The sequence below is a fragment of the Actinomyces sp. HMSC08A09 genome, from assembly GCF_001807465.1.
Classification (GTDB): domain Bacteria; phylum Actinomycetota; class Actinomycetes; order Actinomycetales; family Actinomycetaceae; genus Actinomyces; species Actinomyces oris.
Map to the genome: position 1 here is coordinate 14,917 of NZ_KV789139.1, position 26,765 is coordinate 41,681.

22 protein-coding genes are annotated in these 26,765 nt (G+C 70.3%); 7 read left to right on the forward strand and 15 right to left on the reverse strand.

All coding sequences use genetic code 11. From position 1 onward, the window contains the following. Positions 1 to 186: 186 nt before the first annotated feature. The 5 genes from HMPREF3165_RS09925 to HMPREF3165_RS09945 form a co-directional block, all read right to left on the reverse strand. A complete protein-coding gene (locus HMPREF3165_RS09925) occupies positions 187 to 768 on the reverse strand; it encodes a TetR/AcrR family transcriptional regulator (protein WP_070513026.1) in 582 nt (193 codons plus the stop codon). Next, the gene (locus HMPREF3165_RS09930) at positions 750 to 1,661 is read right to left on the reverse strand and encodes an alpha/beta fold hydrolase (protein ID WP_141745043.1); all 912 of its coding nucleotides are present in this window, start codon (positions 1,659 to 1,661) and stop codon (positions 750 to 752) included. Before HMPREF3165_RS09930 ends, HMPREF3165_RS09925 begins: the two co-directional genes overlap by 19 nt. Positions 1,662 to 1,812: 151 nt before the next feature. Beyond that, entirely contained in the window at positions 1,813 to 4,485 is a 2,673-nt protein-coding gene (gene acnA, locus HMPREF3165_RS09935) for an aconitate hydratase AcnA (RefSeq protein WP_070513033.1), read from the reverse strand. Positions 4,486 to 4,725: 240 nt separating this feature from the next. Next, complete coding sequence (locus tag HMPREF3165_RS09940; RefSeq protein WP_070513036.1) at positions 4,726 to 6,123, reverse strand: class I SAM-dependent RNA methyltransferase; 1,398 nt, start codon at positions 6,121 to 6,123, stop codon at positions 4,726 to 4,728. Beyond that, the gene (locus HMPREF3165_RS09945) at positions 6,120 to 8,228 is read right to left on the reverse strand and encodes an APC family permease (RefSeq protein ID WP_070513039.1); all 2,109 of its coding nucleotides are present in this window, start codon (positions 8,226 to 8,228) and stop codon (positions 6,120 to 6,122) included. Before HMPREF3165_RS09945 ends, HMPREF3165_RS09940 begins: the two co-directional genes overlap by 4 nt. 91 nt (positions 8,229 to 8,319) lie before the next feature. Between HMPREF3165_RS09945 and HMPREF3165_RS09950 the strand changes: the two genes are divergently transcribed. Both HMPREF3165_RS09950 and HMPREF3165_RS09955 read left to right on the forward strand, forming a co-directional pair. Further along, positions 8,320 to 8,943 (forward strand): potassium channel family protein, encoded by a 624-nt coding sequence (locus HMPREF3165_RS09950; protein ID WP_010615099.1) that lies wholly within the window; start codon positions 8,320 to 8,322, stop codon positions 8,941 to 8,943. A gap of 3 nt (positions 8,944 to 8,946) precedes the next feature. Then, the gene (locus HMPREF3165_RS09955) at positions 8,947 to 9,609 is read left to right on the forward strand and encodes a potassium channel family protein (RefSeq protein WP_004565026.1); all 663 of its coding nucleotides are present in this window, start codon (positions 8,947 to 8,949) and stop codon (positions 9,607 to 9,609) included. 15 nt (positions 9,610 to 9,624) lie between these two features. On the opposite strand, the gene HMPREF3165_RS09960 is transcribed toward HMPREF3165_RS09955, so the two are convergent. Genes HMPREF3165_RS09960 through HMPREF3165_RS09975 form a run of 4 tightly spaced genes read right to left on the reverse strand, consistent with a single transcriptional unit; the run spans position 9,625 to position 11,853 of the window. Continuing rightward, positions 9,625 to 10,401, reverse strand: coding sequence for a DUF3159 domain-containing protein (locus HMPREF3165_RS09960; protein ID WP_070513042.1), 777 nt, complete (start codon positions 10,399 to 10,401; stop codon positions 9,625 to 9,627). A gap of 33 nt (positions 10,402 to 10,434) precedes the next feature. Then, entirely contained in the window at positions 10,435 to 10,812 is a 378-nt protein-coding gene (locus tag HMPREF3165_RS09965) for an OB-fold nucleic acid binding domain-containing protein (protein WP_004565028.1), read from the reverse strand. Continuing rightward, on the reverse strand, positions 10,813 to 11,520 hold the full coding sequence (locus HMPREF3165_RS09970) for a DUF3710 domain-containing protein (RefSeq protein WP_070513045.1): 708 nt from the start codon (positions 11,518 to 11,520) through the stop codon (positions 10,813 to 10,815). It abuts the gene before it with no gap. Between the two features lie 27 nt (positions 11,521 to 11,547). Continuing rightward, the gene (locus tag HMPREF3165_RS09975) at positions 11,548 to 11,853 is read right to left on the reverse strand and encodes a DUF4193 domain-containing protein (protein WP_004565030.1); all 306 of its coding nucleotides are present in this window, start codon (positions 11,851 to 11,853) and stop codon (positions 11,548 to 11,550) included. A gap of 320 nt (positions 11,854 to 12,173) precedes the next feature. Between HMPREF3165_RS09975 and sepH the strand changes: the two genes are divergently transcribed. Beyond that, positions 12,174 to 13,652, forward strand: a complete 1,479-nt coding sequence (gene sepH, locus HMPREF3165_RS09980; RefSeq protein WP_070513048.1) for a septation protein SepH — start codon at positions 12,174 to 12,176, stop codon at positions 13,650 to 13,652. A 41-nt stretch (positions 13,653 to 13,693) separates the two neighbouring features. Here the strand turns inward: sepH and HMPREF3165_RS09985 are convergent, their stop codons facing one another. Then, positions 13,694 to 15,049, reverse strand: coding sequence for an alkaline phosphatase family protein (locus HMPREF3165_RS09985; RefSeq protein WP_070513050.1), 1,356 nt, complete (start codon positions 15,047 to 15,049; stop codon positions 13,694 to 13,696). An 11-nt stretch (positions 15,050 to 15,060) separates the two neighbouring features. Next, positions 15,061 to 15,681: a DUF5998 family protein gene (locus tag HMPREF3165_RS09990; protein ID WP_176747044.1), complete on the reverse strand. Its 621-nt coding sequence runs from the start codon at positions 15,679 to 15,681 to the stop codon at positions 15,061 to 15,063. A gap of 151 nt (positions 15,682 to 15,832) precedes the next feature. Here HMPREF3165_RS09990 and HMPREF3165_RS09995 point away from each other — a divergent pair, with 151 nt between their 5' ends. After that, positions 15,833 to 18,376, forward strand: a complete 2,544-nt coding sequence (locus HMPREF3165_RS09995; protein WP_070513053.1) for a DNA gyrase/topoisomerase IV subunit A — start codon at positions 15,833 to 15,835, stop codon at positions 18,374 to 18,376. A gap of 67 nt (positions 18,377 to 18,443) precedes the next feature. Further along, entirely contained in the window at positions 18,444 to 20,087 is a 1,644-nt protein-coding gene (locus tag HMPREF3165_RS10000) for an amidohydrolase (RefSeq protein ID WP_176747045.1), read from the forward strand. A gap of 25 nt (positions 20,088 to 20,112) precedes the next feature. On the opposite strand, the gene HMPREF3165_RS10005 is transcribed toward HMPREF3165_RS10000, so the two are convergent. From HMPREF3165_RS10005 to HMPREF3165_RS10015, 3 genes are all read right to left on the reverse strand, one after another. Beyond that, positions 20,113 to 21,165, reverse strand: a complete 1,053-nt coding sequence (locus tag HMPREF3165_RS10005; RefSeq protein ID WP_070513073.1) for a GNAT family N-acetyltransferase — start codon at positions 21,163 to 21,165, stop codon at positions 20,113 to 20,115. A gap of 129 nt (positions 21,166 to 21,294) precedes the next feature. Continuing rightward, positions 21,295 to 23,547 carry a DNA gyrase/topoisomerase IV subunit B gene (locus HMPREF3165_RS10010; RefSeq protein WP_070513056.1) on the reverse strand — a complete coding sequence of 751 codons (2,253 nt, stop codon included), beginning with the start codon at positions 23,545 to 23,547 and terminating at the stop codon, positions 21,295 to 21,297. Positions 23,548 to 23,648: 101 nt separating this feature from the next. Next, entirely contained in the window at positions 23,649 to 24,422 is a 774-nt protein-coding gene (locus tag HMPREF3165_RS10015; protein ID WP_020991549.1) for a hypothetical protein, read from the reverse strand. A 184-nt stretch (positions 24,423 to 24,606) separates the two neighbouring features. On the opposite strand from HMPREF3165_RS10015, the gene HMPREF3165_RS10020 reads away from it, so the two are divergent. Together HMPREF3165_RS10020 and HMPREF3165_RS10025 are read left to right on the forward strand one after the other, a co-directional pair. Next, the gene (locus tag HMPREF3165_RS10020; RefSeq protein WP_004565039.1) at positions 24,607 to 24,879 is read left to right on the forward strand and encodes a DUF7455 domain-containing protein; all 273 of its coding nucleotides are present in this window, start codon (positions 24,607 to 24,609) and stop codon (positions 24,877 to 24,879) included. A 238-nt stretch (positions 24,880 to 25,117) separates the two neighbouring features. After that, a complete protein-coding gene (locus HMPREF3165_RS10025) occupies positions 25,118 to 25,525 on the forward strand; it encodes a rhodanese-like domain-containing protein (protein WP_004565040.1) in 408 nt (135 codons plus the stop codon). Between the two features lie 11 nt (positions 25,526 to 25,536). Here the strand turns inward: HMPREF3165_RS10025 and HMPREF3165_RS10030 are convergent, their stop codons facing one another. Then, a complete protein-coding gene (locus HMPREF3165_RS10030) occupies positions 25,537 to 26,355 on the reverse strand; it encodes a trypsin-like serine peptidase (RefSeq protein ID WP_232211273.1) in 819 nt (272 codons plus the stop codon). Between the last annotated feature and the right edge of the window lie 410 nt (positions 26,356 to 26,765).

Genomic DNA, 26,765 nt, shown 5'->3' on the forward strand with positions numbered 1-26,765 from the left:
GCGGTCGCCGCTCGGCATGATCTGAACGCCAGGGCAACGGGAAGCGAAGGGCCGCTATTCCGGGGCGACTGCGCAAGGTCTCAGCGAATCGCCGACAGCAGCCGGGGAATCCTCACGCTGCTCTTACCCCTCCCGACCGGTCATTGAGGCGACTTATCCTTTCGTCCTCACTGATACCTGGCAGCCCTACTGCTCGCCGAGAGCGACCAGGGCGGCGTCCAGAGAGTCAACGAGCGTGGCAAAACTCACGTCAATGGGTGCAGCCATGGCGAAGCCCCCGCGGACCTCGATATCCACGAAGCCATGGAGTGACGCCCGGGTCATTCGCACAGCATCGATGATCCGCTCCTCGGGGATGCGGTAGCCGGCCAGCGCCGCGGTGACGATGGCAACCGTGCGTTGAGCTGCTGATGACCGTAGCGGACTCAGGCTCCCGTCCGAGGCCTCGGCAGGGACCTGGGTCATCGGATAGAGCCCGGGGTGCGCGTGGGCGAAGCCTCGGTAGGCGTCGGCAAGGGCTCGCAGGGCGTCAGGCCCGGCCAACCCCATGACGGAGGCCGCCAGAGAGTCGGCGAGCTCGTCCACAGCCCGCACGGAGACACCTCGAACCAGGTCGTTCATACCGGAGACATGCTTGTACAGGCTCGGCGGCGCGACTCCCAGATCGGCAGCCAGACGGCTCAGGGACAGTTCCTCGAGGCCGTGCTCGTCAACGATCTGCGCAGCCCGTTCCACCACGCGTTCGGCGCTCAGTCCTGCACGTGGCATCGTGCGCTCCTCACCTCTCCCCCCGCCGGCTTTGCCTCAGCATTGCCGGCGATCATACGCCGGACGAAGTCGACCACCTGTGGCCCAACGAGGCCGGGACATTCCAGCATCGGGGCGTGCCCCGCACCGGGAACGATGACAACCTCTCCCCAACCTCCACCAACAGCGCTTGCTACCCAGGCAGCCTCGGCCACGGGATCCTTCCAGTCCGGATCCTCCTGCCCCATGACCACGAGGGCGGGACAGTCCACCTTGTCCAGCCACGGGGAGACAACGCGGTGATCGGTACGAGTCGTCGCCCAGAAGGCACGCCAGCGCCCCGGACGACGCAGCAGGCCCGTCAGACGCGCGGCCCGCTGCTGGGCATCAGGCAGACCAGGCCACAATCTGGCGGAGTAGCTGTTCCACACAGCAGGCCCCCAAGGGCGCATCAACGCAGCCCCAAGCATGGTGCGCTGCACGAGTGTCTGGACTCGACTCTGCGGCCCACGCAGGAAGGGGCAGACGAGGACGAGCCCGCGCACCAGGTCAGGGTGACGCCCGGCGGCGATCACCGCAGCGGCTCCGGACATGGAGGCGCCCACAAGGATGGCGGGACCGGCGTCGAGAACCTCGATCAGGGCAATGAGGTCGGCTGCGGTGGCCTCATCACCATAGGCGGTGAAGGTCGCCGAGCTGTCCCCGTGGCCGCGCAGATCCGCAGTGACGACACGAAACCCCGCCTCATTCAGGGACTGCGCCAACGGCACGTAGACGTCCCGCACATCCCCCATGGCCGGCGAGCAGACGACAAGCGGACGGCTCGTTGCATCCGATCCGGCACGTGTACCGACAGGCTCGTGCATCTCGTAAGCGATGGCGCCGCCCGGCACCTCAAGTTGGCTAATACTCATAGCCATCAAGTTACCGACAATAACCTCTGGGGGCAAGCAGCCCTTTCAGACCTGCTCTCAGATCAAGGAGGCTCTCACCATCGAGCCCATCAACAGCAAGGCGGGGCGATCGCTGATCTGCGATCGCCCCGCGTCGTCAACGCTTGAGGTTTCAGGAGCTGGCGAGCTGGCGCAGCACGTACTGCAGGATGCCGCCGTGGCGGAAGTAGTCGGCCTCGCCGGGGGTGTCGATGCGCACGACGGCGTCGAAGGAGACCGCCGAGCCGTCAGCCTTCTGCGCCGTGACCGCGACGGTGCGCGGCGTGGTGCCCTCATTGAGCGCGGTCAGGCCCGTGATGGAGAAGGTCTCGGAGCCGTCCAGGCCGAGCGACTCGGCACTCTGTCCGTCCGGGAACTGGAGAGGAACCACACCCATGCCGATAAGGTTGGAACGGTGGATGCGCTCGAAGGACTCGGCGATGACGGCCTTGACTCCCAGCAGGGCCGTGCCCTTGGCCGCCCAGTCGCGTGAGGAGCCCGAGCCGTACTCCTTGCCGCCCAGGACCACCAGCGGGATGCCGGCGGCCTGGTAGGCCTGGGAGGCGTCGAAGATCGACTCCTGCTCGCCGGTGAGGAAGTTGCGGGTGTAGCCGCCCTCGACGTCGTCGAGCAGTCGGTTGCGCAGGCGGATGTTGGCGAAGGTGCCGCGGATCATGACCTCGTGGTTGCCGCGGCGCGAGCCGTAGGAGTTGAAGTCCGCGCGGGCCACGCCGTGCTCAGCCAGGTAGCGCCCGGCTGGGGAGTCGGCCTTGATGGCGCCGGCCGGGGAGATGTGGTCGGTGGTCACCGAGTCCCCCAGCAGGGCGAGCACCCGGGCGTCCTCGATGTCGGTGACCGGGGTGAGCTCCATGGACAGGCCCTCGAAGAAGGGGGCCTTGCGCACGTAGGTGGAATCCTCGTCCCAGGCGAAGGTATCCCCCTCGGGGGTGTCCAGGCCCTGCCAGCGCTCGTCACCGGCGAAGACGTCGGCGTAGTCGCGCGTGTACATCTCGCGGTCGATGGTGGCGTCGATGACGGCCTGGACCTCGGTGGGGTCGGGCCAGATGTCGGACAGGAAGACGTCGCGGCCCTCGGGGTCCTGGCCCAGCGGCTCGGTGGCGAAGTCGATGTCCATGGTCCCGGCCAGGGCATAGGCGATGACCAGGGGCGGGGAGGCCAGGTAGTTCATCTTGACGTCGGGGGTGATGCGCCCCTCGAAGTTGCGGTTGCCCGAGAGCACCGAGACGACGGCGAGGTCGGCGTCGTTGACCGCCTGGGAGACCTCGGCCGGCAGGGGCCCGGAGTTGCCGATGCAGGTGGCGCAGCCGTAGCCGACGACGTTGAATCCCAGCTCGTTGAGGGCGGGCCACAGCCCGGCCTTCTCGTAGTAGTCGGTGACGACCTGGCTGCCCGGGGCGGTGGAGGTCTTCACCCAGGGCTTGGAGCGCAGACCCCGGGCGACGGCATTACGGGCCAGCAGGCCGGCAGCCATCATCACCGAGGGGTTGGAGGTGTTGGTGCATGAGGTGATCGAGGCGATGGCGACGTGCCCGTGGTCCAGCTCAGTGGCGGTGCCGTCGGCCAGGGTCACCGGAGTCGGCTTGGAGGGCTGGGAGGCGTAGGTGGGCAGGACCTCCTGGAAGGACTCCTTGGCCCGTGACAGGACGATGCGGTCCTGGGGGCGCTTGGGGCCGGCGATGGAGGGCACCACGGTGGACAGGTCCAGCTCGAGGTACTCGGAGTAGACGGGCTCGCGGGCCGGGTCGTGCCACATTCCCTGGGCCTTGGTGTAGGCCTCGACCAGGCGCACGCGTTCCTCGGAGCGGCCGGTCAGGCGCAGGTAGTCCAGGGTGACCTCGTCGATCGGGAAGATTGCGGCGGTGGAGCCGAACTCGGGGCTCATGTTGCCGATGGTGGCGCGGTTGGCCAGCGGCACCTCGGCGACGCCCTCGCCGTAGAACTCGACGAACTTACCCACCACGCCATGGGCGCGCAGCATCTCGGTGATGGTCAGGACCACGTCGGTGGCGGTGGCGCCGGCGGGGATGGCGCCGGAGAGCTTGAAGCCCACCACCTTGGGGATGAGCATGGAGACGGGCTGGCCCAGCATGGCGGCCTCGGCCTCGATGCCGCCCACGCCCCAGCCCAGGACGCCCAGGCCGTTGACCATGGTGGTGTGGGAGTCGGTGCCCACGCAGGTGTCGGGGTAGGCCTGGGTGACGCCGTCGGCCTCGTGGGTGAAGACGATGCGGGCCAGGTACTCGATGTTGACCTGGTGGACGATGCCGGTACCCGGGGGGACGACGCGGAAGTTGGACAGCGCCCCCTGTCCCCAGCGCAGGAACTGGTAGCGCTCGGAGTTGCGCTCGTACTCGCGCTCCTTGTTGCGCTCCAGGGACCCGGGCAGGCCGAAGGAGTCGATCTGCACGGAGTGGTCGATGACCATCTCAGCGGGGTTGAGGGGGTTGATGACCTCGGGGTCGCCTCCGAGGTCAGCGACCGCCTCGCGCATGGTGGCCAGGTCCACGATGCAGGGCACGCCGGTGAAGTCCTGCATGACGACGCGGGCCGGGGTGAACTGAATCTCCGTGTCGGGCTCGGCGGCCGGGTCCCAGGAGGCCAGGGCGCGCACGTGGTCGGCGGTGATGTTGGCGCCGTCCTCGGTGCGCAGCAGGTTCTCGGCCAGTACCTTGAGGCTGTAGGGCAGGCGCTCCAGGCCGGGGACGGCGTCGAGACGGTAGATCTCGTAGTCGCGGCCGTCGACATCGAGGGTGCTGCGGGAGGCGAAGGTGTTGAGGCTACTCACCGGGGCTCACTTCCAGTTGTCGTACCGATCCAGCCCGTCGCACCGCCTCGGGTCTGTCACGCGGACCTGCGGTGACATCCAGGCGGAGGGCTGCGCGGATGCTCCGGAGTGGACCGTAGCCCACGGCGTGTCATCCGTTGTCAATACGTAGGGAAGGCTGGCCAAACCCGGCACGCGAGCCAGCGCCCGTCGACCGCATTTGGTGACGCCGGGCGCACGCAACCCCGCTGACCACCCCGTTCAGGAGCGCTCGAGCACCGCGATCGTCTCGAAGTGGTGAGTGTGCGGGAACATGTCCAGCGCGCTCATGGAGCCCAGTGCGTAGCCCGAGCGCAGGAGGGTTCCCAGGTCCCGGGCCAGGGCCGCCGGGTCGCAGGCCACCAGGACGATCCGCTCGGCCCCCAGGGCGCCGACGGCCTCGATGACCTCGCGCCCGGCCCCCTGCCTGGGCGGGTCGAGGACGACGACGTCGGGGCGGCCACCGGTGAGGGAGCCGGCGAGCTCGCGCACCGAGCGGGCGCTCACGCGGCCCGAGGCCAGGCGCGCGGAGGGCTGGTCGTGCAGGGTGCGGCGGGCGTCGCGAACGGCCTGCTCATTGCCCTCCAGGGACACGACCTCGCCGCCGCTGCCCACCAGGGCGGCCAGCGGCAGGGTGAACAGGCCGGCCCCCGAGTAGAGCTCCAGGACGCGGCTGCCCGCGGCGCCCTCGAGCTCCTCCCCCAGGGCACCGCGCACGACGCGCTCGACGAGCACCCGGGGGGCGTCGACGTGGACCTGCCAGAAGCCGTCGGCGTGGACGGAGTAAGTCAGCTCCCCCAGCCCCAGGGCGGAGGCGTCCACGACCTCCCGGACCCGGCGCCGCCCGGTGCTGCGGGCCTGAGCGGTCAGGAGCCGCTCGTCGAGCAGGACGACGGGCTCGCCGCCGCTGGGGGCGATGGCCTCGATGCGCATGCCGGGCCGGTAGTGGGCGCGCCAGCGGGAGCGCTCCAGCAGCCCGATCTCGGTGATGGCGTCAACCGCCAGGGGCAGGCGGCGCAGGGGCAGGACCGTCCCGGAGCGGAAGGCGTGCATGCCGGGCCTGCCATCCTCACCGACCGTCAGGCTCACGCGGGTGCGGGTGGCGGTTCCGGCCAGGGCACGCCGCCGGGCGCTGCTGGAGGCCTGGGCCGCGGCATCGGTGGGCATGGGCTCGATCGGTACGGCGGCAGCGGCGGAGGCCTCGGGCAGGGCGGCGACGGCGTCGGCCACCTCCTGCCCACCGATCCGGCGAAGACAGTCGGCCAGAACCCAGCGCTTCCAGGTGCGCTGGGCGTCCAGGGCCACATGGGCGAGCTCTCCCCCGCCCACTCCCCCCGGGCCGGCCTCGGGCCAGACGGACTCGACGCGGTCCGGGGATGCCTGGAGGATCTCAACGGCGTCGGCACGCCAGGTCCGCGAGGTCATCTCGGTCAGGCGGGCCCGTACCGTCTCACCGGGCAGGGCGTGGCGCACGAAGATGACGCGGCCGCCCGGGTCGTCCACGGGTCGGGCCACGCAGTGCCCGCCGTGCGCGGGAGCCCCCACCGCCAGGGTCAGCTCGCGCGGCTCGCCACGGTTGGGGGCGGGCTGGTCTGCGCTCCGACGAGGCTGAGGGGTCATCGATTCTCCTGGGGGTCGGCACTGACGCCGCCGGTGCCGGCGGGGCTGTGCTGGTCGGGGTGGCTGAGGTGGCTGTCGACGTGACGGCGCATGGCGACGTCGGCGTCGATGATGCCCTCGGCGGTGCGGGCGCGCACGCCGTGGTGGATGTGCCGTTGTCCGGGAAGTCCCAGCTGCCAGGGCACGGAGGCCACGACGACTCCGGGGGTGAACAGCAGGACGGTCTTGAGGCGCAGGGCGGTCTGGTTGTGGAGGATCTGCTCCCACCAGTGGCGCACGATGTACTCGGGCAGGAAGACGACGATGAGGTCGCGGGGGGACTCGCGGCGCACCGAGCGCACGTAGTTGATGACCGGGCGGGTGATGTCCCGGTAGGGGGAGTCCAGGACCGTCAGGGGCACGGCGATGTCGGCCTCCTCCCAGGCGTCCAGGAGGCGCTCGGCGCCGCCGTCACCGGTGTCCACCGTCAGGGCCTCCAGGACGGTGGGGTGGGTCGACTGGGCGTAGGTCAGGGCCCGCAGCGTGGGCTGGTGGAGGCGGGAGGCCAGGACGATGGCGTGGACGTGGGCCGGCAGGACGCGGGCGTCGTGGAGGTCGGAGATGGCCACCTCCTCGCTGACTCGGCGGTAGTGGCGGCGGATCCGGTTCATCACCAGGTAGAGCAGCGCCATGATCGTCAGGGTGATCCAGGCTCCCCGGGTGAGCTTGGTGAGCAGGACGATGACCAGGACCGTCCCGGTGCCCAGCACGCCGATGGAGTTGATGATGCGGGCGCGATACATGCGCGAGCGGTCCCTGGGCTCGGTGGCGATGGTCAGCTCGCGGGTCCAGTGACGCACCATGCCCACCTGGGACAGCGAGAAGGAGATGAACACGCCCACGATGTAGAGCTGGATGAGGCGGGTCGTATTGGCCTCGAAGCCGATGAGGAAGGCCACGGCCCCCAGCCACAGGACGATGATGCCGTTGGAGAAGGCCAGGCGGTCACCGCGCTGGGACAGCTGGCGGGGCAGGAACTCGTCACGGGCCAGGACGCTGGCCAGCACCGGGAACCCGTTGAAGGCGGTGTTGGCGGCCAGCACCAGGATCAGCCCGGTGACGGTGGCGACCAGGTAGAACATCGGGCGGAAGCCGGAGAAGACGGTGGCGGCGATCTGTCCGATCGCGGGGTCCTGGTGGTAGCCGTCCCCGACCGGGACGCCGTTGCGCAGGAGCTGGTGGGCCGGGTCCTCCACCATGCGCACGCCGACGGCGCCGGCCAGGTGGATGACGCTCATGAGCATCAGCGCGGCGATCACCCCCAGGAGCAGCAGCGTCGTGGCGGCGTTGCGGGACTTAGGGCGCTGGAAGCTGGGCACGCCGTTGGAGATCGCCTCCACACCGGTCAGGGCCGCGCACCCCGAGGAGAAGGCCCGCAGGACCAGGAAGCCTCCGGCCAGGCCGGTCAGGCCCTGCTCCCAGCCGGCGTGGGTGACGACGTCGAAGCCGGCCGACTCGGCCCGCCCCAGGGTCCCGGTCAGCTCCTGGACGAGCCCGACGACGGCCATGATGCCGATGACACCCATGTACAGGTAGGTGGGAATGGCGAAGGCCCGGCCCGACTCGCGTGAGCCGCGCATGTTGAGCACGGCCAGGACGGTGACGACCGCGACGGCGATCTCCACCTTGTAGGGGACCAGGGCGGGCAGGGCGGCCGCGAGGTAAGAGGTTCCCGAGGACACCGAGACCGCAACAGTCAGGACATAGTCGCTCAGCAGGGCCGAAGCCACCAGAAGCCCGGCGTGGGAGCCGAGATTGGCCGAGACCACCTCGTAGTCGCCGCCGCCCGAGGGATAGGCGTGGACGGTCTGGCGGTAGGAGGCCACGACGACGGCCAGGACGCCGACGACGGCCAGGGCCACCCACGGCGACAGGGAGGTGGCCGCAACGCCGGCCACCGCCAGGGTGATGAGCACCTCATCGGGGGCGTAGCCCACGGAGGACAGGGCGTCGGAGGCGAATACCGGAAGGGCGATCCTCTTGGGCAGGAGCGTCTCCCCCAGAGCTCCGCTGGGAACAGGACGGCCGACAAGAAGCCGCTTGATGCGGTCTGCGAAGTCACGCACGTCTCCAGATGTTACGTCCGCGGCCCGACAACGGAGTACCGTCCTCCTCGTGCACTTCGTCATCATGGGCTGTGGCCGCGTCGGAGCGTCCATGGCTGTTCAGCTCGACCGTATGGGGCATTCGGTGTCCGTCATCGACCGCTCCGCGGATGCCTTCCGCCGCCTGCCCTCGGACTTCAACGGCCGCAAGGTCAAGGGGGTCGGTTACGACCGCGACGCCCTGGAGCAGGCGGGCATCGACGAGGCCTACGCCTTCGTCGCCGTGTCCAACGGGGACAACTCCAACATCGTGGCTGCGCGGGTAGCCAGGGAGAGCTTCGGCGTGGACAACGTCGTCGCCCGGATCTATGACTCGCGGCGGGCCGACGTCTACGAGCGCCTGGGCATCCCCACCGTGGCCACCGTACGTCAGACGGCCGACCAGATGATGCGCCGCATCCTGCCGGGCTCCAGCGCCCGCGAGCTGGAGGACCCCTCGGGCACGGTCGCTCTCATCCAGCCCAACGCCTCCCCGCAGTGGGTCGGTACGACGATCGGGGTACTGGAGGACCGCCTCAGGGTGCGGGTGGCCTGGATCTCACGCGATGCCACGGCGCTGCTGCCCGAGGCCGCCACCGTCATCCAGGAGCACGACCGACTGCACCTGGCGGTGAGCACCGACCGTATCGGCCAGGTCCGCCGCGCCCTGTCACACGCCCCGACCCAGGAGGCCTGAGCCATGCAGATCGTCATCGCCGGAGCCGGATCCGTGGGCCGTTCCATCGCCCGCGAGCTCATCAGCCACGGCCACGAGGTCACCCTCGTCGACCGTTCCACCGAGGCCATGCGCATCGCCTCAGTCCCGCAGGCCGACTGGCAGCTGGCCGACGCCTGCGACATCGACGCCCTGGAGCGCGCCGGGGCCGAGACCTGCGACGTCATCGTGGCCGCCACCGGGGATGACAAGGCCAACCTGGTCATCTCCCTGCTGGCCAAGACCGAGTACGGGGTGCCCCGCACAGTCGCGCGCGTCAACAACCCCAAGAGCGAGTGGCTCTTCGATGAGACCTGGGGCGTGGACGTGGCCGTGTCCACCCCGCGCTTCATGACGGCCCTGGTGGAGGAGGCCGTCAGTGTCGGCAGCCTGGTGAGCATCTTCCACTTCCACCAGTCGGGCGCCTCCATGCACGAGCTGACCCTGCCGGAGGACTCACCGGTCATCGGCGAGCTCGTCACCGACATCGAGCTGCCGCCCCACACGGTGCTGGCGGCGATCCTGCGCGACTACCGCCCCATCACACCGGACCGCGACGAGCGCTTCGAGCGCGGCGACGAGCTCATCTTCCTCACGGCGCGGGAGGGAGAGTCCAGCCTGAAGGAGCTGCCCCTCATCTTCACGTGACGGTGGGAGGCGGCGCTACCGCTGCGCAGCCGCCTGGGCCTGGGCGATCCGGCTGGGGGCCACCAGCAGCCAGATGAACCACAGAGTCACGGCGTACAGCGGCACGCCCAGAACGAGGCGGGCCGCCCCGAGGTAGGACACCGCATGGGCGCCGGCCAGGTAGAGGGGCACCTCGACGACGAGCCGCAGGGCGAACATGAGCGTCAGGACCCAGGTGCCCGCGTGGTAGCGGCGCCGAACATGGCGCAGGGCCGGCTCGGTGCGCCAGGCCGAGGGGCGGGCGGCGGGGTCATCGTCGGCCTGTGGAGTCTCGGCGCGACCCGAGTCCCGGCTCGCCTGACTGCCCTCACCGTGGGCCGACTCGTCGGTGACGCGATGCCACAGAGTCATGAGGGCGCCCACGATCGGCCAGCCGATGAGCAGGGAGACCAGGCAGGCGACCAGCCAGGCCGCGTTAATCATGAGGCCGGTGGCGTAGAAGTTGGAGGCGTCGCCGCTGCGCCAGGCCCACAGGGCCGAGACGAGGACCAGCACGGCCCCGCCGACGACCTGAGCCGGGGACTGGCGCTGCGCCAGGCGGGCCACGAGGCAGATGGCGCTGATGGCCAGGGAGGCGAGCAGGGCCGCCACCAGGGCGGCGGGGCGCACCGCCATGACCAGGACGAACATGAGAGTGGGTACGACGGACTCCAAGATTCCGCGCCACCCGCCCACGGCCGCGATGGCGTCGAAGCGCTTGGAGTCAATGGCCCCCAGGCCCGTACGGGTGGTTCCAGTGGAACGGCTGCTCATTCGATGGTCCTTCCCGCAGGTGGCTGCCGGTTGCTACTGCCCCGGCCCCAGCAGGCGATAGGCGGGGTTGTGGATCTGCTGACGGTGGGTGCCGTCGGCGACCCGCCCCTCAGCGAGAAGATGGGCCCCTGGCTTGATGCCGGGGATGCGTCGCCGGCCCCACCACACCAGGTCAATGCTGCCGGTGCCGTCGTAGAGCTGCCCGACGAGGATGGGCTTGTCCTGGCTCGAGCGGTAGGTGACCGCCTGAAGCACACCGGAGACGCAGGTCCGCTGGCGCGAGGTCAGTGAGCCGATCGGATCGGTGCCCCGCCGGCTGGCGGAGCGCTCCTCATCCTCGGCCTCCAAGTGCTCGCGGCTGGTGCGCAGCGACTCGTAGAGCCGCTTGACCCGCGCCGACAGCGCCCCCATCTAACGCACTTCGGCGACGGTCGGTCCGGGCGCCAGCGGGTCGATGCCGGGCAGGTCCTCGGCCTCGGGGCCGGTGACGGCCCCGGGCGCGTGCAGGGGCAGGATCTCGCGGGGCGGACGGGCCTGGCCATCGCGGACGACGACGATTCCGCGCAGCACCTCCCGCAGCGCCTGGGCGGAGTGCTCGGAGGAGGCGGCGGGCCCCTGGAGGACACCGCGCAGGAACCAGCGGGGGCCGTCGATCCCCAGGAACCGGATCGTGCCGGTCGCCATTGTGCCGTCGGGGCCACGCATGGGCAGGTGAGCGACCAGCTCGGTGCCATGCTCCCCGTGGCTCTCCTCGTAACGGGCACCGTTCCCGGCGAGCTCGTTGGCGATGTCACCGCGCAGCTCGTCCCAGATGCCCGCGGTGCGCGGCGCTGCGAAGGCCCGCAGCTCGAGCGCCGAGCCACCCAGCGCCAGGACGACGGCGGTGACGGTGCCGTCGGGCGCCTGCTCCAGGCGCAGCTGCATCCCGTCGACGGCCGGGACCTGCAGCGAGCCCAGGTCGATGCGGGGCACCTCCTCCTGGTCCTCGGGCAGCTCACTGAGGTCCCAGGGGCCGGAGGCGGCGGCCTCGTCGAGGGCTTCGTCGCCGAGGTCGCGCTCGAGGACGGACTCGTCAGAATCGGTGGTTGCGTCGTCACGACGGCGCGAGAACAGTCCCATGGGGATCTCCTGAGTTGGGTGGGAGCGTCAGCCGGCGCAGTCGGCGCACACCGGAAGACCGGTCGCCTCGTCAACGAAGGCCAGCTGGCTGCGGTGATGGACGAGGAAGCACTCCGAGCAGGTGAACTCGTCCTCGAGCTGGGGCACGACGTGAACGCTCAGCTCCTCCCGGGACAGGTCCGCCCCGGGTAGCTCGAAGCCCTCGGCGGCCTCGTTCTCGTCCTCCTCGATCGCGGCGGATGACTGGTCCTTCTGCCGCGAGGTCAGCTCTTCGATGGAATCGGCCTCGGGCTCGTCATCATTCTTGCGCGGGGCGTCGTAGTCGGTCGCCATGGCCTCGTCACTCTTTCTGTCGACGGCTCTCGGGTGACCTTCACAAGGCGGGAGCTGAGCCGTGCACGCGCGCCGGCGTCGCGCCGAGGATTCGGCGCCCTCGTCCCGGAAGGCACGCGCACAATAGCACCGCCAGGTGGGTCGTCAAGCCAAATCGCCCGACGAAGGAGCACGATTGGTTTGCGGTGCACCCGACCCGGGGGATTTCACGAGGGTATTCACACGTGGTTCACATGTGGCACACCGCTGCGCCTCCCACGGCTGGGCGCCTGCGGATGGCAGGCTGTGAGGCACAGTGGAGCATATCGTGCTGACACGGGATGAAGGAGGCCCCGCCCATGGTCGAACTCGAGCTGCTGGGTGCCAACGGTGACACGATTGTCATGACCGACGAGGACGGCGAGCGTTACAGCATCGTCGTCGATGACGCCCTCAGGGCCGCGGTGCGCCGTGACCGCGGAGCGATCCTGCCCCCGTCGGGGACAGTCGCCGAGGCGCCGGCGCCCCTGCGCCCCCGGCAGCTCCAGGCCTACATGCGCGCCGGCGCGACCGCCGCCGAGGTGGCGATCAGCACAGGCATGGACGTGGAGCACGTGCGCCGTTTCGAGGGGCCGGTGCTCGCCGAGCGCCAGTGGGCCGTCTCGCAGGCCCAGTCCTGCCGGATCGGCTGGGAGAAGGACTCCCCCCTCCTCGGCGAGCTGGTGGTGGACCGCCTGGCCACGCGCGGCGTCGACCCCTCCAGCCTCGAGTGGGACGCGCTGCGCGAGGGCCGCGACCCCTGGCTCATCATGGTGACCTTCGTGCAGTCCGCCGAGGAGAAGCAGGCGCGCTGGTCACTGGACCTGACCGCCCGCGCGGTTCACGCCCTGGACGACGAGGCGCGCTGGCTCACCGAGGCCGGAGCGGGAACCAAGCGCCCGGCCGTCTTCGACCAGGACTCCAAGGCCCCCGGGGCCTCAGCCTCTGCGCCGTCGGCCCAGTCGGGGCACTCCCCCGCGGCCGCGGGCTCAGCGGCCGGCAGCGCGGTCTCGGCGGCCTCCGCCCCGGCCGCGGCCTCCGGCGAGTCCACCGGGCTGGCCGTCGAGATGCCCGCCGGGATGCTTCCGGTTCGGGAGTACGGTCGCCCCACCAGTGGCGCCATGTCGGCCGACGACACCGACGCGCTGCTGGCCGACCTGGCCTCCAGCCGGGGCCGGCGCGTCGAGGTGGAGATGCCCCAGGACGACGACCTGAGCGGCTTCGCCGGGGAGGGGAACGCGGATGAGGACGCCTTCACCGATCCCCACGGCATCGACTACACCAGCAGCCCTGAGAGCCCCGAGGTCCCCTCACCCCCGGCCCGGGGCATGGAGGAGCGCCGCACCGAGGCCGGCTCCAGGGCCGACGATGAGCCCTTGGAGCAGACCGCGGGCCTGAGCGCGCAGGTCTACTCGATGTCGGAGCGCAGGCGTCTGCACACCGGCAACCATCCGGCCGGAACCCGGCTGGTGACGGCCTCCAGCGCCCCCTCGGCGGCGCCATCCGCCCCGAGCCCCGCGGTGGAGCGCATCCCCGTGGGACGTCGAGCACCGCTGGGGGCGGACAGCCCCACTGAGCCGGTGCCGGAGATCCCCATGCCGTCGCGCTCCGAGGTCCTGGCCAAGGCCTCCCCCGGCCCGTCTGCCGCCTCGGCGGCGGGTACGCAGGAGCCTCTGCCCGACATGCCCAGGACGCCTCCGACCAAGAAGAAGTCCCGCCGTCGCTCACGGCGCTCCGTACCCTCCTGGGATGAGATCGTCTTCGGCGCCAGGCCCGAGTAGCCCCCGCGGAGCCGCCGAGTAGCTCCCGAGTGGCCGAGCTCTCAGGCCTCGGTGATGAGCAGCGGCACCTCGGTCTCGGCCGGGGTGAAGGAGCCGTGGACGCCGGGCATGGCGATGGCGGCCTCGGAGTGGACCCGGGGGTCCACGAGGACCCAGTTCTCGGCCATGGCCACGACAACGTCCCCGACGACGCCCCGTGCTCGCGCGCCAAGGACACCCAGGTGCTCGCCGGCCTGCTCCCTGGTCCCGATCCACATCGCCCGATCCCCCAGGACGTGGCGGTAGCGCTGGGCCACCTCGGCGGCCAGGTCCACGTCGCCATCGGCAACGTGCAGGTGCGTCAGCCTGGGCTCGCCGGCCACGGCGACGACGTCGCGGACGAGCTCGCGGTGGGCGCTCAGGTCGATGCGGTGGTCGGGATCGGTGTCGACCATGCCATGGTCGGCGCTGAGGAGAATCCTGGTTCCGGCGGGGACGCGGCGGGCCAGCTCGGCCATGGCGGCGTCGAGGCGCTCCAGCTGGGCCAGCCACTGCTCACTGAGCCACCCGTGCTTGTGACCGGTCTTGTCCAGCTCGCCGACGTAGAGGTAGACCAGCGGGGTGCCGCGGCGCAGGGCGCCGGCGGCCAGGCCGGGCCGGTCCTCCAGCCGGTCGGCCCCCAGGTGCGAGGCGCCTCGTAGGGCGGCCTCAGTCAGGCCGGAGCCGGCGAAGCGGCTCGGTCCGATGCTCGCCGCGCTCCCGGCCGGGAGACGTTCGAAGATCGTGGGCACGTCCTGCCAGGACCTGGGGCTGGGGACGTTGTCCCCCTTCCAGGTGATGAGGCTGAGGACCTGATCGGGGCCGGGGACGGCGGAGGCAGCAAGAGGGGACCGCAGGCGGGGGTTGAGCACCGAGTAGCCGACCATGCCGGTGGTGCCGGGCAGGGCGGAGGTACCCAGCATGGTCAGGGCCGCAGCCGTCGTCGAGGGTCGGCAGGTGAGGATTCCTGCGCCGGTTGCGGCAGTGGCGGCTTCGCGCTGCGCCAGCCACCGGCGCAGGGTGGGGGTGTGCCCGCGACGCTGACGAAGCATCTCCAGGCCCAGACCGTCCACGAGGACGACAACGGTTCCCGGGCCGCCACCGGCCTCCCCGGGCTCACCGGCCGGCTCGATCCCCCAGCTGCGAGCGACCGCGCGTGCCCGGGCGTCGGAGACGACTGGTTCGGCGGGGCCACCGGTGGGGCTGAGGACGGCATCTAGGTTGGCATCACGGCCGGTATCGCCGTCGTGCTCGGTGTCAGCCAGGCTCAGTCCGGCACTGACGGCACCCACCGCCAGGACGTGGCGGAGCGCCGGATCCTGCGGACAGTCCGGGGCGGGTGCCGATGCGGGCTGCCTGCCGGCGGTCTGGCCTCCCATCCCCGGCCCCGTCACAGGGCGGCGGCGCGGGCCGCCATCTGTGAGAGCCGGCCGGCGAAGGTCTCGGCGCGGGCCAGGGCGGCGGCGCCCTCCACGCCCGCGGCCACGCGGATGACGACGTCGTCGGGCACGGACACACCGGTCATGCCGTGGTCGGCCTGGCAGTCGGGGTCGCCGCAGGTGGCCGGCTCCATGTCGATACGGCGCACCGAGCCCCAGGAGACCGCGATCGTCATCTCGGTGAGGGTTCCGCCACCCCGGGCAGGGTCGGCCACGCCGCGGGTCAGGGCCATGGAGCGGATACGGCTGAGCGGGACGGCCTCGCTGGTGGCCAGGGCGCCGGGGCTGCCGTCGTCGCGAGGGGTGTCGTCAACGTGGACGATGATGAGACGGCTGGGGGTCAGGGCCAGGACGGTCAGGTGGCGGTGGACCGCCTCGGCGAAGGTGGTCTCGGACTGGACCATGCCGGAGAGGATATCCTCCTCGCCCGTGGCCAGGCGGAGGGTGTCGAGCACCAGCTCGGGGTAGTAGCCGGCGAGCTCCACCTGCTGCACCAGGTCTGCGAAGGCCTCCTGGGACGCCTCGTGCGAGGCGGGACCGGTGGCCGAGCTGCGGCCTGAGTGGGTCGTCATGGTCGCCATTGTGCCATCGTCCGCCTCTGCGCCGTCGAGCACCGATGTGCCCTTGCTCGAGGCGGGCCGATCGCTGCCGGCTAGCGCGTCTGACCTGTCACGCCCGGGTGTCGTGGTTTGTTTTCGGCCCGATTCCTCGGAGAATGCGCCCATGCCGAAGTCTGCCACCACCCGGACTCCTCCCCCGACCGACGGGGAGATCGTCGATCTCGACCTGTCCACGGAGATGCGCACCAGCTTCCTGGAGTACGCCTACTCCGTCATCTACGCGCGCGCCCTGCCTGACGCCCGCGACGGACTCAAGCCGGTTCAGCGCCGCATCCTGTTCCAGATGGATCGGATGGGGCTGCGCCCGGATCGTCCGCACGTGAAGTCCTCCCGGGTCGTGGGCGATGTCATGGGGCGGCTCCACCCTCACGGGGACACCGCGATCTATGAGGCGCTGGTGCGCCTGGCCCAGCCCTTCACGATGCGCCTGCCGCTCATTGACGGTCACGGCAACTTCGGCTCTCTGGACGATGGGCCGGCGGCCCCCCGCTACACCGAGGCGCGCCTGGCCGCCTCGGCCCTGGCGCTGACGGCGGACCTGGATGAGGACACGGTCGACTTCTCCCCCAACTACGACTACACGCTCACCGAGCCCGAGGTGCTGCCGGCTGCCTTCCCGAACCTGCTGGTCAATGGCGCGGCGGGTATCGCGGTGGGTATGGCCACGAACATGCCGCCGCACAACCTGGTGGAGGTGGTGGCCGCCGCCCGGCACCTGCTGACTCACCCGGAGGCGACTCTGGAGGAGCTCATGGCCTTCGTGCCGGGGCCGGACCTGCCCGCCGGCGGCATGATCGTGGGCCTGGACGGAATCCGGGAGGCCTACCGCACGGGGCGCGGCAAGTTCCTCACGCGGGCCACCGCTCACGTGGAGTCCGTCTCCCCGCGCCGCAAGGGTATCGTGGTCACCGAGCTGCCCTACATGGTGGGGCCGGAGAAGGTCATCGCCCGCATCAAGGAGGCGGTGGGCTCCAAGAAGCTCCAGGGGATCACCGACGTCGCCGACCTCACCGACCGCAAGCACGGCACCCGCCTGGTCATCAGCGTCAAGAACGGCTACAACCCCGAGGCGGTCCTGGCCCAGCTCTACAAGCACACGCCGCTGGAGGACTCCTTCGGCATCAACAACGTCTCCCTCGTGGACGGGCAGCCTCACACCCTGGGGCTGCGCGAGCTGCTGGACGTGTTCGTGCGCCACCGCCTCACGGTGGTCACCCGGCGCACCCGGTTCCGCCTGGGCAAGCGTCGTGAGCGCGCCCACTTGGTGGACGGCCTGCTCATCGCCATCCTCGACATCGACGAGGTCATCGCCGTCATCCGCTCCTCCGACGACGCCGCCACGGCGCGAACCCGGCTCATGCAGGTCTTCGACCTCACCGAGCCGCAGGCCGGCTACATCCTTGAGCTCCAGCTGCGGCGGCTCACGAAGTTCTCGGTCATCGAGCTGGAGAAGGAGCGCGACGAGCTGGCCCGCAAGATCGAGGCCCTCGAGGCGATCCTGGCCGACGACGTGCTGCTGCGGCGCGTGGTCTCCCGTGAGCTGGCGGCCGTGGCCGAGCAGTTCGGCACCCCGCGGCGCACGGTGCTGCTGGAGGCCTCCGGTGAGCGCGTGACGTCGTCGGCCGCCGCTGCGACTGCGGATGACGCCTCCGCCTCGGGTCGGGGTGCGAAGCGGGCCGGTGACGCCGCTCAGCCGATGACGCTCATGCCCAGCGCCTCCCCGGTGCCGCTGACCGTCCCCGACGACCCGTGCCGGGTGGTGCTGTCGGCCACCGGACTGGTGGCGCGCACTGCCGGCACCGAGCCGGTGGCCCGCACCGGTGGGCGCCAGCCCCACGACGCCCTGACCTCCCAGGTGGCCACCACGGCGCGTGGGCGCATCGGCGCGGTCACCGACACCGGGCGGCTGGTGCTGCTCGACGTCGTCTCCACCACGGAGGTACCCCGCACCGAGGGGGCCCCGGGGCTGGCCGGTGCGACTCAGGTTCGCCAGCTGGTGGACATCGAGCCGGAGGAGAAGGTGGTGGGGCTGGTCCCGGTGGGGTCGGCCGACAACCCGCCGATCGTCCTGGCCACGGCTGAGGGCGTCATCAAGCGGGTCAAGCCCGGTGACGAGCCCAGGAACGCCGAGAGCTGGGAGGTCATCTCCCTGTCCGAGGGCGACCGGGTGGTCTTCGCCGGCACCGCGGCGGACACGGACTTCCTGGCACTGGTGACCTCCGACGCCCAGCTACTGCGGTTCCAGGCCGCCAAGGTGCGCCCACAGGGCCGGGGCGCCGGCGGCATGGCGGGGATCTCGCTTCATGAGGGCGCCCGAGTCATCACCGGTGCAGCGGTTCCTGAAGAGCTCCTGGCCGAGGCCGTCGTGGTGACGGTGGCGGGCTCCGAAGGCTCACTCCCGGGCACCGGCGGAGGCAGCGTCAAGGTCACCCCCTTGGATCGCTACCCGGCGAAGGGACGGGCCACGGGCGGGGTCCGGTCGCACCGGTTCCTGCGCGGTGAGGACGAACTGGTCGTGGCCTGGGTGGGCGTGGCCCCGCCGCGGGCACTGCGCGAGGGCGGCAAGCCGATCGCGCTGCCGGAGCCCGATGAGCGGCGCGACGGCTCCGGCTCACCACTACCGGCCCCCATCATCGGAATCGGCTGACGGGGCCGGTCGCAGCAGCGTCTCGGGGAGCCGCCCACGAGCAGGGCGGCTGTGCCTACAGTGGCGCATGGCCGATCAACCCTCCGCAGACCTGCTTATCAAGGACACGCGCATCGTCCCTTTCCGGTCCCGCACCGAGCTGGGTGCGCTACGCCGAGGTGACCCGCACCCCGGCGCCTTGGCCGCGCCGCCGCCTCCGGGTGAGCCCGTGGATGTGCGTATCAAGGCGGGCCGGGTCGTCGAGGTGGGACAGGGGCTGAGTGCTCCCGGGACACGGGTCCTTGATGCCGAGGGCTCCTTCCTCATTCCCGGCCTGTGGGACGCTCACGCCCACCTGGACATGGAGGCGGCGCGCTCGGCACGCATCGACACGCTGGCCACCCGCAGCGCCGAGGAGGCCCTGGAGCTGGTGGCCCGGGCGCTGCGGGGTCATCCGGCCGGTTCGCGGCCAGCCACGATCCAGGGCTTCGGGCACCGCCTGTCCAACTGGCCCCGGGTGCCCACGGTGGCCGAGCTCGACGCTGTCACCGGGGAGGTTTCCACGCTGCTCATCTCCGGGGACGTGCACTCCGGGTGGCTGAACTCGGCGGCACTGCGTGTCTTCGGCCTGCCGGGGGCCAGCGCCCAGGACCCGGGGGCGCCGATGAAGGAGGACCCGTGGTTCGCCCTGCTAGACCGCCTCGATGAGGTCCCCGGGACGCGAGAGCTGCGGGAGTCCGGCTACCGGCAGGTCCTGGCTGGCATGCTGTCCCGGGGCATCACCGGCGTGGTGGACATGAGCTGGTCGGAGGATCCCGATGACTGGCCGCGGCGCCTGCGGGCCATGACGGACCAGGGCGTTCTTCCCCAGGTGCTGCCCCGTATCCGCATCGGGGTCTACCGCGACAAGCTGGAACGGTGGATCGCCCGGGGCCTGCGCACCGGGACCGCGCTGGCGGGCTCACCCCGCTTGCCCGACGGATCCCCGGTGCTGGTGCAGGGGCCACTCAAGGTGATCGCAGACGGCTCGATGGGCTCGGGCAGCGCGCACATGTGCGAGCCCTACCCCTCCGAGCTGGGGGTTGACCACCCCCACGGCGTGGTCAACATCGACCGGGCCGAGCTCACCGACCTCATGGCCCACGCCTCCCGGCAGGGTTATGAGATGGCCATCCACGCCATCGGGGACGCGGCGGTCGACGACGTCGCCGCAGCCTTCGCGCACTCGGGTGCCGCCGGGCGCCTGGAGCACGCCCAGCTGCTGCCGGCCGACGCCCTCGACGAGCCTGACGGGGCGCTCAGGCGCCTGGTGGGCTGTGGCATCGAGCTGTCGGTTCAGCCGGCCCACCTCATTGACGACTGGGCGGCCGTGAGCCGAGTGTGGCCGGGGCTGGAGGGGCGCACCTACGCCTTCGCAGACATGGTGGCCGCCGGAGCCCTGCTCCAGCTGGGATCGGATGCGCCGGTGGCGCCCTTGGACCCGTGGCTGGCCATGTCGGCGGCCGTGGGGCGTCGGACGCCGGACGGGTCGGTGTGGTCGCCGAATCAGCGCCTGACGGCCGAGGAGGCGCTGGCGGCCAGTGTCAACGGGGCCGGCCCGGTGGCGGTGGGCTCTCAGGCCGACCTGGTGCTCCTGGCCGAGGACCCCCTGCGCCTGGGGGCCGAGGAGCTGGCGGGCGTTCGCCCAGTGGCCACCGTGGTGGCCGGAGCCGTGGCCCACCTGCACGGGTGAACCGCCCGGGGGACGAACGCCCCACTCAGACGTCGAGGGCGTAGAGGATGGTGCCGCGGGTGGGCACGTAGCCCAGGGACTCATACAGGTCCACGGCGCCGCTGGGGTTGTCGGTGTCGACGCCGGCGGCGGCGTACTCCATGCCGTCGGCGGCGTAGGCGCGCATGGCGGCCACCAGCAGCGCGGGCCCGATCTGGCGGTGGCGGTAGTCGCTGAGGACCCCGAGCACGTCGGTGTAGCCCTCCCGCCAGCCCAGGGCCTGCCAGTCCTGCTCGTAACGGCCCGAGCGCAGGTACCCGGCGACACGGGCCCGGTCCCCCGAGCGATCCATGGCCACGAAGCTCCACTGGGGGGCGAAGTAGGCGCTGCCGGCGGTCCAGTCCTCGGGGGTGACGTTCTCCGTCTCCCAGGTCTCGGCCATGGCCTGGTTGTAGGCGCGCCGGACGTCGTCGTCGATCTCGGGGGTCCACGGGTCGATGGTGATGAAGCCGTCCAGGTCCACCTCGGGGATCTCGTCGCCGAGGAATCGACGCACCTCCCGATACCAGCGCATCGGCTCAAAACCCATGTCCGCCAGGTGCCCCTGCATGCGCTTATCGTCCGCCATGACGGTGGTGACCACGTGGGCGGGGATCTGGGCCGCGCCCTTGCGCGGCACGGAGCCGGCCCGCTCGGCGCCCACGAGGTGGCGGGCCCGCTCAGCCTGCCAGTGCAGGAGGGCGCGTCCGATGCCGCGGTTGCGCACTGCCGGGTCCACGGTGCCGGTCATGGAGGCGTAGATCTCCCCGGCCGGGCGCAGGCGTACCAGCCCGAAGGCGCGCATGACGCCGTCGGTGTCGCGCCCGGCGACCCCGGAGTAGGTGGGGTCGAGGAAGTACTCGGCCGTCTCCTGCTCGCTGGTGCGGTAGGGCGGGTTGTCGACGTCCTCGGCCCGGGCGATGAGCGCGGCCAGCTCGTGGTTGTCCTCCGGGCCCAGCGGCCGCCAGGTCAGCTCCCGTGACAGGGACGAACGGGGCCCCGGGCGCAGGATGGGCCAGGGTGAGGATCCCGCCCGGCGGATGCCGTAACCGGGTGCCATCAGCACACCTCCCTCATGAGGACGAAGAAAGACGATCAGTCAGTGAACGACGCGCCTCGACCTTCGGCGAGCCGTGACACGAAGGTTACCGACCTTACCTGAAGGAGCGGCCGAGACCTGACGCGGGAGTCAGGCGTCAATGCGCTCGCGATCCACATCACGGGCGCCTTCGACGATGAAGTCGCGGCGGGGCTCGACCGAGGACCCCATGAGGAGCTCGAAGACGGACTCGGCCTCCATGATCTGGGCCTCGTCCCCCAGGGTGATGCGCCGCAGGGTGCGGTGCTGAGGCTCCATGGTGGTTTCAGCGAGCTGGTGGGCGTCCATCTCCCCCAGGCCCTTGTAGCGCTGCGGCTCCTTGAAGCTGCGGCCCGCGCGCTCCAGGCGGCGCAGGGTGGTGACGAGCTCCTCGTCGGAGTAGGTGTAGATGATCTCCTTCTTGCGCCGCCCCGAGCCGGAGACCTCGATGCGGTGCAGGGGCGGGACGGCGGCGAAGACCCGGCCCGCCTCGATCATGGGGCGCATGTAGCGGAAGAAGAGGGTCAGCAGGAGGGTACGGATGTGGGCGCCGTCGACGTCGGCGTCGGTCATGAGGATGACCTTGCCGTAACGAGCGGCCTCCAGGTCGAAGGTGCGTCCGCTGCCGGCACCGACCACCTGGATGATGGCCGAGCACTCGACGTTGCGCAGCATGTCGGCCTGGGAGGCCTTCTGCACGTTGAGGATCTTGCCGCGGATCGGCAGAAGCGCCTGGAACTCGGAGTCGCGGGCGTTCTTGGCGGTCCCCAGGGCGGAGTCACCCTCGACGATGAACAGCTCGGAGGCGGCGACATCGTCGCTGCGGCAGTCGGCGAGCTTGGCCGGCAGGGAGGAGGTCTCCAGGGCGGTCTTGCGGCGGGTGATCTCCTTGTGCAGGCGCGCCGAGACGCGGGCGCGCATCTCACCGACGATCTTCTCCTCCAGGGCGCGCGCCTGGGTCTTGAGGTCCCGTTTGGAGGAGGTCAGCAGGGCGGTGAGCTCGCGCTCGACCACCTTGGAGACGATCTGACGCACGGGCCCGGTGCCCAGGACCTCCTTGGTCTGGCCCTCGAACTGGGGCTCGGGGACGCGCACGGTGATGACGGCGGTCAGGCCCGCCATGATGTCGTCCTTCTCGACGCGGCCGTCCTTGGCGGTGAGCTTCAGGGCCCGGGAGTCGGCCTCGATGCGCTTGCGCAGCACCTTGGTGAGGGCCTGCTCGAATCCGGTCAGGTGGGTGCCGCCCATGGGGGTGGCGATGATGTTGACGAAGGAGCGTTCCGTGGTGTCGTAGCCGATCCCCCAGCGCAGGGCGACGTCGACCATGCAGGTGCGCTCGACCTCCACGGGGCGTAGGTGCCCGCTGGCGCGGTCGAGCTGCTGGACGGTCTCGGTGTAGGTGCCCTCACCGGTGAGGCGGAAGGTGTCGGTGACCGAGCCGTCGGAGGCCAGGAAGTCGACGAAGTCGGCGGTGCCGCCCAGGGCCTGGAAGACCTCGACGCCGTCGTCATCGCCGGTGTCGAACAGGTCGCCGCGGTTCTCGGTGGCGTTCTTGGCGGCCGCCCGCAGGGTGACCTCGTGGACGGCGTCGTCGGTCTCGCCGGCGTCGGCGGCCGGCGTGGTGGAGGCGGCGATGGCCTCGGCCTCGGGGCGCTTGTCCTCCAGGCGCAGAGTGAGGCCCGGAACGAGGAAGCTGGTCTGGCGCAGGCGGGCGCGCAGGGCGGCGGCGTCGTACTCAGTGGGCTTGGGGAAGATCTGGGGGTCGGCCCAGTAGCGGACCCGGGTTCCGGTCACGCCGCGGCGCACCTTGCCGATGACGCGCAGCTCGGAGGCCTTCGTGAACCCGGTGAAGGGTGAGGAGGGGCTGCGCCCGGCGGAGTCGTCGAAGATGCCGGGCTCGCCGCGGTGGAAGCTCATGGCGTAGGTCTTGCCGCCGCGGTCGACCTCGACGTCCATGCGCTCGGCCAGGGCGTTGACGACGGACGCCCCCACGCCGTGCAGGCCGCCGGCGGCGCCGTAGGAGCCACCGCCGAACTTCCCACCGGCGTGCAGCTTGGTGTAGACGAGCTCGACGCCGGTCAGGCCGGAGGAGGGCTCGATGTCCACGGGCACTCCGCGCCCGTTGTCACGCACCTCGATGGAACCGTCGTCGTGGACGGTCACCGAGATGTCATCGCCGTGCCCCTCGAGGGCCTCATCGACGGCGTTGTCGACGATCTCCCACACGCAGTGCATGAGACCGCGCTGGTCGGTGGAGCCGATGTACATTCCCGGGCGCTTGCGCACGGCCTCGAGCCCCTCCAGGACGGAGAGGTGGCGGGCGGAGTAGTCGCCCCGGCTGGTCTTGTTCTCAGATGAGGGCACGCTGGGAATCTAGCCGATCAGTGCCGCCGGCGCCTTGTGCCCCGCCGCGGTGCGCGTGTGGCGTCATGCGTCATGCAGCCACGCCCGAGGCCGTTGGGCCCCTATGTCAGCGGGAGAGCTGGGCTCACCCGCGCGCTGCCGATCCCGCGGTCGGCCTTGCCCAGGCGGAAACGCACCCGCCTCTTGAGCACGGTGCCGGAGACGGCCCGCCCATCCACCAGCCCCTCGGCGGGCAAGAGCGTGAAGGTCCATCGCTCGGCGTAGTCGGAGTCGGGGACGAGCCCTGGCGGGCACTGCAGGAGGCGGGCTCCCCAGATCTGACGGGTCATGAGGGTGCGGGTGTCGACGCCGTCGACCTCGAAGAGCCCCGCGGCGGCGGTGACGTCCTCATGGCTTCCCGCCGAGATCCCGTACTGGCCGACGACGCCGGCGACCACCATCCAGCCGTCCTTGGCCAGCGTGGTCCCGCCAGCACCGGCGGAGCCGGCGAGGTCGATCCCCTCCCCCAGGGCCGGGTCGACGAAGTCCTCGGCCAGATCGGGCTGCTGACCGCGGCGGATGTTCAGGTCCATGGTCCCGCGGGTGTCGAGTCGGTTGCTGGCCGGGATCGCCAGGAGCCCGTAGTCGACGTCGTTGGAGAAGCGGAAAGGGGCGAAGTGCTCCCTTAAGCGGGCCACTGCGTGCTCGGCCCGCGCCCAGCGGGCACCGGCACCGCCTCCGTCTCCTGCGCCCTCGTCCAGGCACTCGGCGACGACCTCGGCGGGCGGTCGCAGCCCTACGGCCTCCAGCCTCTGTCGAAGGGCCGCGTTGGTCGCCCAGCCCGAGCGCTCCAGGCGCGCGATCTCGCGGTCGCGAAACTCCTGCACCACCGACATCCCGACTGCTCCCTCCCGAGTCCTGCGCTGTGACGGCTCGCCACGGCTGCTCTTCAGCATTCACCCGATCGGTCGGCTCTGTGGTGACGTGCGCCATGACGCCGGTGCGCCGTGGGCGAAAGCGCGTGCGCCTCAGGCGGAAACAGCCGCCTCTGACGGGTGAAGGCGTCTGCGTCATGATGCAATGCAGTCCATGAGCACAACCGGAACCTCAACCGCCACCCAGGCGGTGACCACCCTGGATGAGCAGACCACTCCTGCCGCCGACTCCGCCGAGCGCCCGCTGACCACAGCCGACCGCTGCGACGTCTGCGACGCACAGGCCTACGTCCGAGTCGTCATGCTGACCGGCGAACTCTTCTTCTGCGGCCACCACGCCCGCAAGCACGCAGACAAGCTCAAGGAGGTCGCCCTGCTGTTCCAGGACGAGACCTCGAGCCTGACCGCCGGCAGCTGACGCCGTCGGCCGGCCGGCTCGGCCGATAACCCGGCCAACGTGGACTTTTTCACTGAGGTCGGCACTACGATTCACTGAGTATCACAGTCTTTTTCTACCGGATGCCGCATATCCTCGTTCCTGAGGTTCTGATCCTGTTCCCACCCCGAGTCTCCCTCCCCAGAAGCCTCGCCCTGATCGAAGCATCGTGCCCCGCATCCAAGCTTGATGAAGCCGCACTCCCCTCAAGGAACTGTCTGTGAAACGCTCCCTCCGCGTCATGACCGCCTCCGCCCTGCTCGTCCTCTGCGGCGCGCTCGCGCTTTCCGGATGCTCCGGCTCTACAGGCTCCAGCGCCTCCTCCCCAGCTAACACCGCCTCGGCGGGCGCGAAGGCCGCCGGTCCCGTCATCATCGACCTGCGTTCGGCTGAGGAGTTCAAGAAGGGGCACCTGGAGGGGGCCGTTAACTACGACTTCTCCTCGGGTGATTTCTCCAGCCAGATCTCGGGCCTGGACCGCAGCTCCCAGTACCAGCTCTACGGCTCCGCCGACCAGCCCAAGATGGCCAGCGCCGTCATGCGCAACGCCGGCTTCTCCAGCGTCACCGAACTGGGAACCCTCGACGCCGCCAAGAAGACCACCGGGGCCAAGGTCGTCACCGACTGAGGCCCCTCCGCTCAGTCCCCGGCGGTCGCGTCCAACATGGTTTTGACCGTATCAGTGAAGTAGGGACCTCGGTTCACACCGTCCAGCGGCCGCCACAGGGAGGTCACCGACCTCACGTAACCGAGCCCGGTGGACTCGTTGTAGCGGTAGAGCCAGGGCCCGCCTGAAGCCCCCATACCGAAGTCGCAGCCCTCGACTTTCAGCTTGCCCTCCGACTGCTCCGTGGTCCTGACGCAGGAATGGACAGTGCTACTGCCGTCGGGGGTCGTCTTGTTCGTGGGGTATCCGAAGATCGTGGCTCGGAAAACGTAACTGCCTCCCCACGCCAGCCCGTATCCACCGACGACATCGGCAACAGGCTTGTTGGCATCTCCACCGTTATTGAGCGTCACGTAGGCGACGTCGCTGCTGTAGTCAGTCTGATCGGCTCGCCAGCTGTTGAAAGTGCGTATTGAACGGACTGTCCATACTCCCACCGGATCCGGGTCGGCCTGGGTGCGGTCATAGTCCGGCACGAAGACCGCATCCTTCACCCACCCTTCCTCGGCGTTGTAGACGCAGTGGGCCGCCGTGATGACGACGCTCTTGGACGGGGTACTGAGAACCGAGGCGGTGCAGTAGGTGTTGTCAGAGGCGTAACCGTTGAAGAACAGCTTCCCCTTGGCCCTGGCGGGCGGTGTCGCTCCCCCATCAGCAACCGGGGCGACGGGCTCAGTCATTGCCGCCGGATCCGTGGAGCTGGAGCTGTCACCATTGTTGCCGTCGGCCACCGACCGTTCTTGAGTCGAGTCATCAGCCGCAGGAGAATCCAGGGACTTGGAGGCAGCCATACGCTCATGTGTCCAGTAATTCAGAACGTTCTGGTCCGGTGCATGGTTCACTGTGGTCGCAGGCAGCTCATCGGGAATCGGCTCTGCGCTCCTACCGAAGCTGGTGGGCGCGGTCACCGCCATCGAAGCAGCCTCAGCTCCCCCTGCCGGCACCGGCTCAGCGCCATGAGCCGACGGGGAGACCAGGGACAGTGGGACCATTCCTGCCGCCGCCAGCATGAGTACTGCAGCAGCAGTCATCGGTCTGCACAATCGAGCAGTTCTCTTCATTGGTTCGCTCCCGATGTGACGTAGTTATTTACCTTCGTCCAACGGAAGAAACCTACCACTATTATTACCGTTCGGTCTGCCGAAGGACCTGAACATCAGTCACGTCGATAACGGCGTCGGCCCTGGAACCCTGATGGTTC

What these genes read in the sequence shown, in the direction of transcription:
- HMPREF3165_RS09925 (WP_070513026.1), bottom strand. Translation starts at nt 768, where the DNA reads ATGCCACGTGCAGGACTGAGCGCCGAACGCGTGGTGGAACGGGCTGCG.
- HMPREF3165_RS09930 (WP_141745043.1), bottom strand. Translation starts at nt 1,661, where the DNA reads ATGAGTATTAGCCAACTTGAGGTGCCGGGCGGCGCCATCGCTTACGAG.
- HMPREF3165_RS09940 (WP_070513036.1), bottom strand. Translation starts at nt 6,123, where the DNA reads ATGACCCCTCAGCCTCGTCGGAGCGCAGACCAGCCCGCCCCCAACCGT.
- HMPREF3165_RS09950 (WP_010615099.1), top strand. Translation starts at nt 8,320, where the DNA reads ATGGCTGTTCAGCTCGACCGTATGGGGCATTCGGTGTCCGTCATCGAC.
- HMPREF3165_RS09955 (WP_004565026.1), top strand. Translation starts at nt 8,947, where the DNA reads ATGCAGATCGTCATCGCCGGAGCCGGATCCGTGGGCCGTTCCATCGCC.
- HMPREF3165_RS09960 (WP_070513042.1), bottom strand. Translation starts at nt 10,401, where the DNA reads ATGAGCAGCCGTTCCACTGGAACCACCCGTACGGGCCTGGGGGCCATT.
- HMPREF3165_RS09965 (WP_004565028.1), bottom strand. Translation starts at nt 10,812, where the DNA reads ATGGGGGCGCTGTCGGCGCGGGTCAAGCGGCTCTACGAGTCGCTGCGC.
- HMPREF3165_RS09970 (WP_070513045.1), bottom strand. Translation starts at nt 11,520, where the DNA reads ATGGGACTGTTCTCGCGCCGTCGTGACGACGCAACCACCGATTCTGAC.
- HMPREF3165_RS09975 (WP_004565030.1), bottom strand. Translation starts at nt 11,853, where the DNA reads ATGGCGACCGACTACGACGCCCCGCGCAAGAATGATGACGAGCCCGAG.
- sepH (WP_070513048.1), top strand. Translation starts at nt 12,174, where the DNA reads ATGAAGGAGGCCCCGCCCATGGTCGAACTCGAGCTGCTGGGTGCCAAC.
- HMPREF3165_RS09985 (WP_070513050.1), bottom strand. Translation starts at nt 15,049, where the DNA reads ATGGGAGGCCAGACCGCCGGCAGGCAGCCCGCATCGGCACCCGCCCCG.
- HMPREF3165_RS09990 (WP_176747044.1), bottom strand. Translation starts at nt 15,681, where the DNA reads ATGACGACCCACTCAGGCCGCAGCTCGGCCACCGGTCCCGCCTCGCAC.
- HMPREF3165_RS09995 (WP_070513053.1), top strand. Translation starts at nt 15,833, where the DNA reads ATGCCGAAGTCTGCCACCACCCGGACTCCTCCCCCGACCGACGGGGAG.
- HMPREF3165_RS10000 (WP_176747045.1), top strand. Translation starts at nt 18,444, where the DNA reads ATGGCCGATCAACCCTCCGCAGACCTGCTTATCAAGGACACGCGCATC.
- HMPREF3165_RS10005 (WP_070513073.1), bottom strand. Translation starts at nt 21,165, where the DNA reads ATGGCACCCGGTTACGGCATCCGCCGGGCGGGATCCTCACCCTGGCCC.
- HMPREF3165_RS10015 (WP_020991549.1), bottom strand. Translation starts at nt 24,422, where the DNA reads ATGTCGGTGGTGCAGGAGTTTCGCGACCGCGAGATCGCGCGCCTGGAG.
- HMPREF3165_RS10020 (WP_004565039.1), top strand. Translation starts at nt 24,607, where the DNA reads ATGCAGTCCATGAGCACAACCGGAACCTCAACCGCCACCCAGGCGGTG.
- HMPREF3165_RS10030 (WP_232211273.1), bottom strand. Translation starts at nt 26,355, where the DNA reads ATGGCTGCCTCCAAGTCCCTGGATTCTCCTGCGGCTGATGACTCGACT.